The 11236-nt window shown below is 67.0% G+C and carries 8 protein-coding genes and 2 rRNA genes; 5 read left to right on the top strand and 5 right to left on the bottom strand.

Annotation, left to right across the window (positions count from 1 at the left end):
* From ARC78_RS15980 to ARC78_RS15970, 3 genes are all read right to left on the bottom strand, one after another.
* A partial coding sequence (locus ARC78_RS15980; RefSeq protein WP_241772771.1) for a M56 family metallopeptidase occupies positions 1–1028 on the bottom strand: 1028 nt, incomplete at its 3' end.
* 3 nt (positions 1029–1031) lie between these two features.
* Positions 1032–1418, bottom strand: coding sequence for a BlaI/MecI/CopY family transcriptional regulator (locus ARC78_RS15975; RefSeq protein ID WP_054660920.1), 387 nt, complete (start codon positions 1416–1418; stop codon positions 1032–1034).
* 97 nt (positions 1419–1515) lie between these two features.
* On the bottom strand, positions 1516–2631 hold the full coding sequence (locus tag ARC78_RS15970; RefSeq protein ID WP_096145002.1) for a saccharopine dehydrogenase NADP-binding domain-containing protein: 1116 nt from the start codon (positions 2629–2631) through the stop codon (positions 1516–1518).
* A 228-nt stretch (positions 2632–2859) separates the two neighbouring features.
* On the opposite strand from ARC78_RS15970, the gene ARC78_RS15965 reads away from it, so the two are divergent.
* The 5 genes from ARC78_RS15965 (at position 2860) to ARC78_RS15945 (ending at position 10733) form a co-directional block, all read left to right on the top strand.
* Positions 2860–3180, top strand: coding sequence for a hypothetical protein (locus tag ARC78_RS15965; protein ID WP_054660784.1), 321 nt, complete (start codon positions 2860–2862; stop codon positions 3178–3180).
* A gap of 80 nt (positions 3181–3260) precedes the next feature.
* Complete coding sequence (locus ARC78_RS15960; RefSeq protein WP_057506641.1) at positions 3261–3641, top strand: I78 family peptidase inhibitor; 381 nt, start codon at positions 3261–3263, stop codon at positions 3639–3641.
* Positions 3642–3815: 174 nt separating this feature from the next.
* Positions 3816–8270: a glutamate synthase large subunit gene (gene gltB / locus ARC78_RS15955; protein ID WP_057506640.1), complete on the top strand. Its 4455-nt coding sequence runs from the start codon at positions 3816–3818 to the stop codon at positions 8268–8270.
* A gap of 96 nt (positions 8271–8366) precedes the next feature.
* A complete protein-coding gene (locus ARC78_RS15950; protein ID WP_057506639.1) occupies positions 8367–9812 on the top strand; it encodes an FAD-dependent oxidoreductase in 1446 nt (481 codons plus the stop codon).
* 45 nt (positions 9813–9857) lie between these two features.
* On the top strand, positions 9858–10733 hold the full coding sequence (locus ARC78_RS15945; RefSeq protein ID WP_054660578.1) for a methylglyoxal synthase: 876 nt from the start codon (positions 9858–9860) through the stop codon (positions 10731–10733).
* Between the two features lie 134 nt (positions 10734–10867).
* Here the strand turns inward: ARC78_RS15945 and rrf (ARC78_RS15940) are convergent.
* Both rrf (ARC78_RS15940) and rrf (ARC78_RS15935) read right to left on the bottom strand, forming a co-directional pair.
* Positions 10868–10982 (bottom strand): 5S ribosomal RNA (gene rrf, locus ARC78_RS15940).
* Positions 10983–11111: 129 nt separating this feature from the next.
* Positions 11112–11227 (bottom strand): 5S ribosomal RNA (rrf, locus tag ARC78_RS15935).
* Between the last annotated feature and the right edge of the window lie 9 nt (positions 11228–11236).

Here is an 11236-nt window from a genome sequence, read left to right as displayed (position 1 = left end):
GCAGGGGGAGCGGGCGGCGGGGGAGGTGCGGGCGGAGCCGGCATCGCCACCAGCCGCAGCGGTGCCACGCCGACCAGCGCGACGACGGCAAGAATCAGCACCGCGCCGGCGCGCGGGAAAGATGGGGTGTCCTGCAACATGAGCAATCTCCGCTTCAGACTGAGGAAGCTGGGCGAGGCACTGGCCAATCCAGCGCCGGGACGTGGAGCGACGCCCAATTGCAGCAGCAGGCGTCCGTAGTGGTGGCGGCAGTGGCGATTCCCGGCAACCACGGCGGCGTCCACCGCCGCTTCGCGGGCAATGCCGTATTCGCGGGCGGCCAGGTGGACCAGCGGGTGGAAGAAGAACAGGTGCTGGGCCAGTGCCGGCACCAGGCCCAGCCACAGGTCGCGGCGTTGCAGGTGGACCAGCTCGTGGGTCAGCGCCATGTCCAGCTGGTCATCGTCCATGCGCTGCAGGCCACGTGCCGGCAGCAGCAGGACCGGATGCCACGGCCCGATCAGCTGCGGCGAATCGATGGCCGTGCTGAGCATCAGACGCGGTGCGCGGCGCAGGCCATGGGCAGCGGCGGCGAGTTGCAAGGCGGCACCGAGCTTGTGGTCGCGGCACGGCTGGGCATGACGCAGCAGCGCACGGCTGCCGCGCCAGGCAGTGAACGTGCGCCATACCATCACCGCAACGCCGCCCCCCCACAACGCCATCAGCACCAGCGACCACGACCAGCCGCTGTCCACCGGCAGGGGCTTCATCACGATCAGCGGCGTGGCTGCAACCGTCGGAGCGGCGGCCTGCGCCTGCTGCACCACCGTCACCATTTCTATTGCAGGCAGTACCGGCAGTTCCAGCGGTGCGACCCAGAACACGCCGACCACCGCCTGCAGCGCCACCAGCCACCACAGCGCGCACTGGGTGCTGGCCGGCAGCCGCCGCACGCAGCGGCACAGCAGCCACACCAGGCCCGCCAACAGGGCGGTCTGCACGCTGGTGGCCAGCAAGCGGCTGCCCAACAGTTCGAAGGTGGAATCCATGATTCAGTCCTCCCGGCGCTGCGACTGCAGCTTGCTGACCAGCGCTTCCAGTTCGGCCAGTTCGTGGTCGCTGACCTCGGCTTTCTGCGACATCCATGCCACGAACGGCGAGATCGATCCCTGCAGGGTCTTCTCGACAAAGCTGCCGACCGCACCGCTGACCACGTCCTGCTGCCCGGTGGTGGTGGTGTAGCGGTATACACCGGCGTCGTGCTCACGCTGCAGGTATCCCTTGGTGCGCAGGCGCTCCATCATCGTCAGCACGGTGGAACGGGCCAGCCCGCGGGCCTCCCCAAAGCACGCCGCCACCTCGCCGACGCTGGCCGGTTCGTTCTCTCCGATGTACTGCAGCAGGGCCAGTTCCTGGTCCCCGATGGTCTTGCGGCGCATGGCCGTCTCCGTGACTACATGTGTCGTCACGGTAGGCCTGACTACAAATGTCGTCAATAGCCCGGTCGGCACCCTGACCCCTGTCGGGCTGAATGCTTCAGCTGACGGCGCTGTCGATCCGCCAGCGCGCGAACTCGCGCTCGAACTCGGCCAGGCTCAGCATGCCCATACAGGCATGGGCGCCAATCGGCAGCCCTTCCCCGCGGGCGAAGCGGCGCGCCAGCAGCACCGCGGCGAAGGTGGGAATCTCCGGGCCGTGCAGCATCGGCGCGGTCAGGTCCCAATGGACGGTGTGCTGCAAACCACCGCGTTGGCCGCGCAGGGTGATGCGCATACCGCCGAGGTCCGTGCCGAAACGGTCGAACCAGCGTCCGGCGCGCGCGAACACCCCGGCCAGCGCTTCCATCGGCAGCGGCAGGCCGTGACCGCGCAGCCACGCCAGCGCGGCCAGACAGCGCGACAGCAACGGCAGTTCCAGCGCGGCACGAAAACGCACCGTCGCCACGCCCGGATAGCGCTGCACCAGCAAGGTGTGGTCGGGCACATCGCAGGGCGAGGCCAGACACGGGCCGATGCGCGCGAAGCGCACCGGCTGCGGCTTGGCCCACCCGATACGGGTCTGCCAGCGCCCATCGATCCAGCAGTCGAACGGCCTGCCGCAATAGGACAACACCGCGCGCACCGTGGCGATGCCCAGCGGCGTGGCCTGCGCCGGCGCGATCACCATGTCGATGCTGTGCAGCTGTTCGAACTGCGGCGCCAACGCATCCACCACCGCACTGGACAGCGCCGGCAACGTGCTTGCGCCAGTGATCGCGCAGCACTGCATCCGCTGTGCAAGCGCGTCCAGTTGCCCGGGAAAGCCGGCGACAAACTCACGGCCATCGGCCAGATCGATGTAGTGCATGCCGGCCCGCAGGCAGGCCTGCGCCACGTCGTAGCCCTGCCCCTGGAACGGCCCGGCGGTGTGGATGACCAGGTCCGCGTGCGTGCCGGCAAGCGTCGCTGCAAAATCCGCAGCCGCAGTATCCAATCGGCACAGCTCGATGTTCGCCAGATCCACTCCTGGCAGACGCGCGGCAGCCTGCGCCGGATTGCGACCTGCGGCGATCACCGTGATACCCGGCGTGATCGCAAGGGCGCGCACGATGCGTGCTCCGAAGTGGCCATAGCCGCCCAGTACCAGTACCCGGCAGCGTTCCTGCGCTGACATCGCCATCTCCGGAAGTGAAGGCCCGATTATCGGCAGCGCAGCAGTCCTTTGTCAGGTGACCGCCAACCGGGGCGTCCGCATGCCTACGTTCGAGTCGCGAATGCCCCGCAACGCCGGCCTGTGTGCGGGCCCGAGGAGCCATCTGCGGAACAGCACCGCCGGGCTTTTCATCAACCGCTTACGCCAGCGGCGGCAGGCTGTAGGCAACTGCCACATCCGGAGTCGAACATGTCCCGCATCCTTGTTGTCGTCGGCATCAGTGCGATGGCGCTCAGCGCCTGCAGCAGCACCCCGGTCGCGTCGGTGGAACCGATCGACGGGGTGATTTCCGGGCAATGCCACACCGATAGCGTGCGCGGCGCAGCGGGCCTGGCGGCGGCACCGGGAACGGTGGAACGCGCACGCGTGGACAGCGACAGCCTGGGCGTCAGCGTGGTCCGCGGGCAGCGTGGGCGCAATGACGCCAACGTGGGTGCCAGCGCTGGCGGTGACCATCTGACCATCGAGATCGGCCCCACCAACAACATCACCGCGCTGCGCTGCGGATGACCCGCCGTTTTGCAGCGCGACAGTACACATCCGGACGCAGACGATATGCTGGGGACGTCCAACAACGTTCTGGAGTTCCGATGCAGTTTCCGTCCACGACGCGCCGCTCCGCCGCGCTGATTGCCGCCACTTTCTCGCTCGTGTTGCTGGGCGCGTGCTCGGGTCCGGCCGCGGAAGAGCAGGACCAGGCGCTGGACCAGGCCCAACAGGCCGCCGCCGCCGCTGCCACCGCCGAAGCCGCCACGCCTCCGCCGGTGGGCAGCTGCGATGCCAGCCAGGTGCAGGGGCTGGTCGGCCAGACCTGGTCGGAGGCGATGCAGGCCCAGGCCAAGGACGATGCCGGCGCCAGCGAAGTCCGCGTGCTCAAGCCCAACCAGCCGGTCACGATGGAGTTCATCGGCGAGCGCCTGAACATCGAGCTCGATGAAAAAGGCCTGGTCAGCGGCGTGCGTTGCGGCTGAATGGAAACCCGCCAAAGCCTTGTCCCACAAGGCTTTGGTTGCGTCCGCAACGATGTATTGCGGCACTGCAGCATCTGTGATCTAGTCGATGCCATCCGGTGGCCTCAAGGTGCGCTCCAGGGATTGAGCGCGAGGCGAGTGTCGCCGCTCACCTGACATCGTCAAGAGGCACACATGGCAGTCCGAACCCCGCAAGGGCTTTACGACCCGCAAGACGAACGCGACGCCTGTGGCTTCGGCATGGTCGCCCAGCTCGATGACCAGCCCTCGCGCCTGCTGGTGGATACCGCCATCGCCGCACTGTCGCGCATGACCCACCGCGGCGGCGTCGCCGCTGACGGGCTCACCGGTGACGGCTGCGGCCTGCTGCTGCGCAAACCCACCGTGTTCCTGCGCCAGCTGGCCGAAGAAGCCGGCATCGCGCTGGGGCCCAATTTCGCCGCCGGCGTGGTGTTCCTGCCGCACGACGCGGATGCCGCACAGCGCTGCCGTGACGAACTCGATGCCCAGCTGCGCCGCGCCGGCTGCCATCCGCGCGGTTGGCGTGAGGTGCCCACCGATGACAGCGTTTGTGGCCAGCTGGCGCGCGACACGCTGCCGAAGATCGAGCAGGTGTTCGTCGATGCCGACATCGAGCAGAGTGCCGAACAGTTCGCACTGGCGCTGTTCATGGCCCGTCGTCGCAGCGAACAGGCGCTGCGCGATGTCTCCGACTATTACGTCACCACCCTCAGCGCCGAAGCCATCACCTACAAGGGCATGGTGCTGCCGGACAAGCTGAGCACCTTCTACCCGGACCTGCAGCGCCATGAACTGGCCTCCAGCGTGGTGGTGTTCCACCAGCGCTTTTCCACCAACACCCTGCCACGCTGGCCGCTGGCCCATCCGTTCCGCCTGCTCGCCCACAACGGCGAGATCAACACCATCGAAGGCAACCGCCGCTGGGCGCAGGCGCGCAGCAAGGTATGGAAGACGCCGAAGTTCGACATCGCCGAGCTCGACCCGGTGATCTCGATGCACGGCTCCGATTCGCAGAGCATGGACAACATGCTCGAGCTGATGGTGGCCGGCGGCATGGAGCTGATCCAGGCGCTGCGCATCCTGGTGCCGCCGGCAACCCAGTCGCTGGAATTCAAGGATGCCGATCTGGCCGCGTTCTACGAGTTCTATGGCTTGAACAGCGAACCGTGGGATGGCCCGGCCGGCATCGTCGCCTGCGATGGCCGCTATGCCGCCTGCACCCTGGACCGCAATGGCCTGCGCCCGGCGCGCTGGCTGCTGACCTCCGACCGCCACTTCCTGGTCGCCTCCGAAGCCGGCGTCTGGGAAGTGCCCACCGAGCGCGTGGTGCGCAAGGGAAAGCTCGGTCCGGGCCAGATGATGGCCATCGATCTCAAGCGTGGCGACCTGCTCGATTCGGACGCCATCGACCGCATCAACCGTGCACGTGCGCCGTACAAGCAATGGCTGCACCAGGGCGTGACCTACCTGCAGACCGAGCTGATCGATCCGTCGCTGGCCGAGGAGCCGTTCGACGAGGCCACGCTGCGCAGCTACCACAAGCTGTTCCAGCTCACGACCGAGGAACTGGAACAGGTGCTGCGGCCGCTGGCCGAAACCGGCCAGGAAGCCACCGGCTCGATGGGCGATGACACGCCGATCGCCGTGCTCAGCCGCCACACCCGTCCGCTGTACGACTACTTCCGCCAGGCTTTCGCGCAGGTCACCAACCCGCCGATCGATCCGCTGCGCGAAGAGTGCGCGATGTCGCTGACCACCCAGCTCGGCAAGGAGACCAACATCTTCCACGCCGGTGCGGAGACGGTGAACCACGTCATCCTCAACTCGCCGGTGCTGAGCCAGCGCAAGCTGCGCCAGTTGCTGAAGATGGAGCAGTACGTCGCGCGCAACCGCCTGATCGACCTGTCCTACAGCGTCGAGGAAGGGCTGAAGGCCGGCATCGAGCGCATCTGCGCGCAGTGCGAACAGGCCGCGCGCGAAGGCGCGGTGATGCTGCTGCTGTCCGACCGCTACCCGGTCGCCGACCGGCCGATGGTGCATGCACTGCTGGCCACCAGCGCCGTGCATCACCATCTCTCGAAGGTCGGGCTGCGCTGCGACGTCAACCTGATCATCGAGACCGGCACCGCCCGCGATGCGCACCACATGGCCTGTCTGCTGGGCTTTGGTGCGACCGCGGTATATCCGTATCTGGCCTACCAGACCCTGTTCGATCTGGGCCGGCGCGGCATCCTGCAGTTGAAGAAGGGCGGTGAGGTCTCGCAGATCGGCCGCAGCTACCGCAAGGGCATCTACAAGGGCCTGAGCAAGATCATCTCCAAGATGGGCATCTGCACCATCGCCAGCTATCGCGGCGCGCAGCTGTTCGAGATCGTCGGCCTGGACCCGGACGTGGTTGAACTGTGCTTCCCGGATACCGCCGCGCGTATCGCCGGCGTCGGCCTGGCGCGGCTGGATACCGAAGCCCGCGAGCTGATGGTGCGTGCCTGGAATGATCTGGCCGAGCCGGAAGTCGGCGGCCTGCTCAAGTACGTGCACGGCGGCGAATACCACATGTACAACCCGGACGTGGTGATGACGCTGCAGCGCGCTTCGCGTACCGGCGATGCCGCCGACTGGCGCAAGTACATGGACGCGGTGCATTCGCGCCCGACCTCGGCGCTGCGCGATCTGCTGCAGCTCAAGCCGGCGGCAACGCCGGTGCCATTGGACGAGGTGGAACCGGTCGAAGCGCTGTTCAAGCGTTTCGATACCGCTGCCATTTCGCTGGGCGCGCTGTCGCCGGAAGCGCATGAAGCGCTGGCGATTGCGATGAACCGCCTCGGCGGCCGCTCCAACTCCGGCGAAGGCGGCGAAGATCCCGCCCGCTACGGCACCGGGAAGCGTTCCAAGATCAAGCAGGTGGCCTCCGGCCGCTTCGGCGTCACCGCCGAATACCTGGTCAATGCCGAAGTGCTGCAGATCAAGGTGGCGCAGGGCGCCAAGCCCGGCGAAGGCGGCCAGCTGCCGGGCCACAAGGTCAACGAGCTGATCGCGCGCCTGCGCTATGCCAAGCCCGGCATCGGCCTGATCTCGCCGCCGCCGCACCATGACATCTATTCCATCGAGGACCTGGCACAGCTGATCTACGACCTGAAGCAGGTCAATCCGCAGGCGCTGATCTCGGTGAAGCTGGTATCGCATGCCGGCGTCGGCACCATTGCTGCCGGCGTGGTGAAAGCCGGCGCCGATCTGATCACCGTGTCCGGCCATGACGGCGGCACCGGTGCCTCACCGGTCAGCTCGATCCGCTATGCCGGCGTACCGTGGGAACTGGGCGTGGCCGAGTCGCACCAGGCACTGGTGGCCAACGACCTGCGCAGCCGCACCCTGCTGCAGACCGACGGCGGCCTGAAGACCGGCCTGGATGTGGTCAAGGCCGCACTGCTGGGCGCCGACAGCTTCGGTTTCGGCACCGGGCCGATGATCGTGCTGGGCTGCAAGTACCTGCGCATCTGCCATCTCAACAACTGCGCCACCGGCGTGGCCACCCAGGACGAGCGTCTGCGTGCGGGCTACTTCACCGGCCTGCCGGAGCGGGTGGAGAACTTCTTCCACCTGCTGGCCGAGGAAGTACGGCAGTGGCTGTCCTACCTGGGCGCGCGTTCGCTGGATGAGATCGTCGGCCGCACCGATCTGCTGCAGCGGCTGGATGTGTCGCCGCGCGAAGGCGTCAAGGTCGATCTGTCGCGCCTGCTCACGCCTGCCCACTACGAGGGCGCGCATTGCGCCGCACAGCGCCTGTACCAGTCGCCGGACAGCCTGGCCACGCAGATGGACGACCTGCTGGCCGATGCCATCGCCCACAAGCGTGGCGGCGAGCACCGCTTCCTGATCCACAACACCGACCGCTCGGTGGGCACGCGCCTGTCCGGCACCATCGCCCGCGCATATGGCAACCACGGCATGAGCGAAGCGCCGTTGAACCTGCGCTTCCGCGGCACCGCCGGACAGAGCTTCGGCGCGTTCAACGTCGGCGGCCTGAACCTGGAGGTGGAAGGCGAAGCCAACGACTACGTGGGCAAGGGCATGGCCGGCGGTCGCCTGGTGGTACGCCCACCGCGCGGTGCCCGCTTCGAGGCGCGCAACACTGCCATCATCGGCAACACCTGCCTGTATGGCGCCACCGGTGGCGAACTGTTTGCCGCAGGTCGCGCAGGCGAACGCTTCGGCGTGCGCAACTCCGGCGCGCTGGCAGTGATTGAAGGCGCCGGCGACCACTGCTGCGAATACATGACCGACGGTGTGGTGGTGGTGCTGGGCAAGGTCGGCCTGAACTTCGGCGCCGGCTTCACCGGTGGCCTGGCCTATGTGCTCGACGTCGACCGTGACTTCGTCGACCGCTACAACCATGAGCTGATCGACATCCACCGCATTTCGGCCGAAGGCTTCGAGAACTACCGGCAACACCTGCACACCCTGATCGGCCGTCACCGCGAGTTGACCGGCAGCATCTGGGCGCAGCAGATCCTCGACGAGTTCCGCGACTACGTCGGCAAGTTCTGGCTGGTCAAACCCAAGGCCGCCAGCATCGAGTCGCTGGCCGAGTCGCTGCGCCGCGCGGCCTGATCTGGCGTCGGTACGGACACGCCCCGCATCGACGCATCCAACCTTTGTGCCTTAGCCAATGCTTCCCGCAGACGGGAAGCTCGCCCGGAATCTTCCATGAGCCGCAAGCAAGCCTTCCAGTTCCTCGATCTGCCCCGCACCATGCCGCAGCGCATTCCGGTGGAATTGCGCACGTCCGGCGATTGGGGCGAGCTCTACGGCAAGTTCGACAAGAGCGACGCGCAATACCAGGCCGGCCGTTGCCTGGATTGCGGCAACCCTTACTGCAGCTGGAAATGCCCGGTACACAACGCCATCCCGCAGTGGCTGCAGCTGGTGCAGGAGGACCGCATCCACGAGGCGGCGACGCTGTGCCATTCCACCAACCCGCTGCCGGAAGTCTGTGGTCGGGTCTGTCCGCAGGACCGCCTGTGCGAAGGCAGCTGCACGCTGGAGGAATTCGGCGCGGTCACCATCGGTGCGGTCGAGAAGTACATCGTCGATACCGCGCTGGCCACCGGCTGGAAGCCCGATCTACACGCGGTCAAGTGCACCGGCAAGCGCGTGGCGGTTGTCGGTGCCGGCCCGGCGGGGCTGGCCTGCGCCGATCGCCTGGCACGGGCGGGCGTGCAGGCGGTGGTGTTCGACCGTTACGAGAAGATTGGGGGCCTGCTGCAGTTCGGCATCCCCAGCTTCAAGCTGGACAAGAGCGTGATCGACCGCCGCCGCGAGATCCTCGAAGGCATGGGCGTGCAGTTCCGCCTGGGCGTGGAGATCGGCCGTGACATCAGCATCGAGCAGCTGCAGGCCGACTACGACGCGGTGTTCCTCGGCACCGGTGCCTACCGTTACACCGACGGCGGCCTGATCGGCCAGGATCTCAAGGGCGTGCTGCCGGCGTTGCCGTTCCTGGTGCACAACAGCCGCATCGTCAGTGGCGATGATCCGCAGGGACGGCCGATCGCCGGCTGGGAAGACCAGATCGCCCTGCCCGACCTCAACGGCAAGCGCGTGGTGGTGCTCGGCGGCGGTGACACCGGCATGGACTGCGTGCGCAGCGCGATCCGCCTCGGCGCGGCCAAAGTGACCTGCGCGTATCGCCGTGATGAAGCCAGCATGCCGGGCTCGGCACGCGAGGTGGCCAACGCCCGCGAAGAGGGCGTGCGCTTCCTGTTCAACCGCCAACCGTTGGCGATCGAGGCCGGTGCCGACGACGAAGTGATCGGCGTGACCGTGGTCGAAACCGGGCTGGGCGCCCCCGATGCCAACGGCCGCCGCAACGCGGTGCCCATCGAAGGCAGCGAGTCGCTGCTGGAAGCGGATGTGGTGATCATCGCCTTCGGCTTCTCGCCGACGCTGCCGGAGTGGCTGGCAGCCCAAGGCGTACAGGCCAGCAGCAACGGCCGCATCATCGCCGGCGGCAGCTCCCTGCTGCCCTACCAGACCCACAACCCCCGGCTGTTCGCCGGCGGGGATGCGGTGCGGGGTGCCGACCTGGTGGTGACGGCCGTTGCCGAAGGCCGGGACGCAGCGCAGAGCATCATCGCCCTGCTTCAACGCTGACACACGCTCTACACTCAGCGCTCCCCATCCGGAGAAGTCCCCGCAATGCGTATCGGTCTGGCGGCCAACCGCCTGCATCATGAGGGGGCCGATTCGGCCCTGTTCCGCTGGCTGCGCGCGTGCGAAAACGGCATCCGCGAGCTCGGCGTGGAGCTGCACGCGGTTGGTCGCACCTATGACGCCATCGCCAGCACCCGGCCGCTGGAGAACTATCCCGCCCTCAAGCGCTACCCTTACGGCCGCGAGGGCGGACTGATGAAACTGGTGGCCGAAGTCGTCGGCATGGGCACACCGGAACGGACCTTGGACGGCGCCATCTACTTGATCGACCCGGTCGACCCGTCTTCGGTATTCCCCGAAGCCATCGCCTTGAAACGCCAGTGCGTGATCCACGGCAAGCCTTTCATCTCCACCGTGGCCACTGCGCGGGACTGGATCGAGATGGAGCGGATGCATGCGGGCTTTTCCGCCGATCCCGGCGCAGACGATCTGTATGACTTTGCCAATCAGACGTTGGCCCTGATCGCCCACGACGCGCGCAAACCACAGATGCTGGACTTCGCCGCCGAACATTTCGAGGTGCTCTCGCAGTTCGCCCAGCGCATCGGCACCGGCACCACCGGCCAACGTTTGAACGAGCTGGCGTGGAGCCGCGGCTGGCCGCGTGACCAGGAGTGGATCCAGCGCTTCCAGAGCGGGCCGCTGGGTGGCGACGCGCAGATCGCCGACCGGGTGTTGGAGCACCGCTGCCAGCGTGCGATTTTCTTCGAGGACCCACACGTGGCGCGTCAGCACGAGGCGGACATCCAGCTGCTGGAGCGGGCGGTGACGACGGTGACGGACGAGGCGGTGTGCATCACCGCCCCGGGTATTGCTTCTCGCTGGGCGCATGCGGTGCGGATGCGCCAGCGGGCGCGCTGAACGCCATTTTCTGGCGGCTGTCCCCCAAGCCCGGCCGCTGCCGGGCTTTTTGTTGCCGGCGTCCTTTACGGCCTGCAGCAGGGCGTGGCGCAATAAAAAACCCCGCTGCGTGAGCAGCGGGGTTTGGGTGTAACTCCTGACGATGACCTACTCTCGCAAGGCTTGAGCCTCACTACCATCGGCGCGGCTGCGTTTCACTTCCGAGTTCGGGATGGGATCGGGTGGTTCCACAGCGCTGTTTTCATCAGGAAGACGGTTGGAGCAGCGCAGTGCGCCGGCTCGGATGCGGTTTCCGTGCAGTTCCTGCCGCGGCGGGTGCGGAAGGAGCCTGGTAAAAGCAAATCCCCGCTGCGTATGCAGCGGGGATTTTAGTAAAGACCCTGGCGATGACCTACTCTCGCAAGGCTTAAGCCTCACTACCATCGGCGCAGCTACGTTTCACTTCCGAGTTCGGGATGGGATCGGGTGGTTCCATAGATGTTTCTTATACAAATCTGAAGCTG

It is taken from the genome of Stenotrophomonas pictorum JCM 9942 (genome assembly GCF_001431585.1).
In the GTDB taxonomy this organism is placed as follows: domain Bacteria; phylum Pseudomonadota; class Gammaproteobacteria; order Xanthomonadales; family Xanthomonadaceae; genus Stenotrophomonas; species Stenotrophomonas pictorum.
This window is presented reverse-complemented; position numbering and strand designations above follow the sequence as displayed.

Bases quoted from the DNA above. Each gene is read 5' to 3' on its own strand.
- ARC78_RS15975 (WP_054660920.1), bottom strand. From the start codon at position 1,418: ATGCGCCGCAAGACCATCGGGGACCAGGAACTGGCCCTGCTGCAGTAC.
- ARC78_RS15970 (WP_096145002.1), bottom strand. From the start codon at position 2,631: ATGTCAGCGCAGGAACGCTGCCGGGTACTGGTACTGGGCGGCTATGGC.
- ARC78_RS15965 (WP_054660784.1), top strand. From the start codon at position 2,860: ATGTCCCGCATCCTTGTTGTCGTCGGCATCAGTGCGATGGCGCTCAGC.
- ARC78_RS15960 (WP_057506641.1), top strand. From the start codon at position 3,261: ATGCAGTTTCCGTCCACGACGCGCCGCTCCGCCGCGCTGATTGCCGCC.
- gltB (WP_057506640.1), top strand. From the start codon at position 3,816: ATGGCAGTCCGAACCCCGCAAGGGCTTTACGACCCGCAAGACGAACGC.
- ARC78_RS15950 (WP_057506639.1), top strand. From the start codon at position 8,367: ATGAGCCGCAAGCAAGCCTTCCAGTTCCTCGATCTGCCCCGCACCATG.
- ARC78_RS15945 (WP_054660578.1), top strand. From the start codon at position 9,858: ATGCGTATCGGTCTGGCGGCCAACCGCCTGCATCATGAGGGGGCCGAT.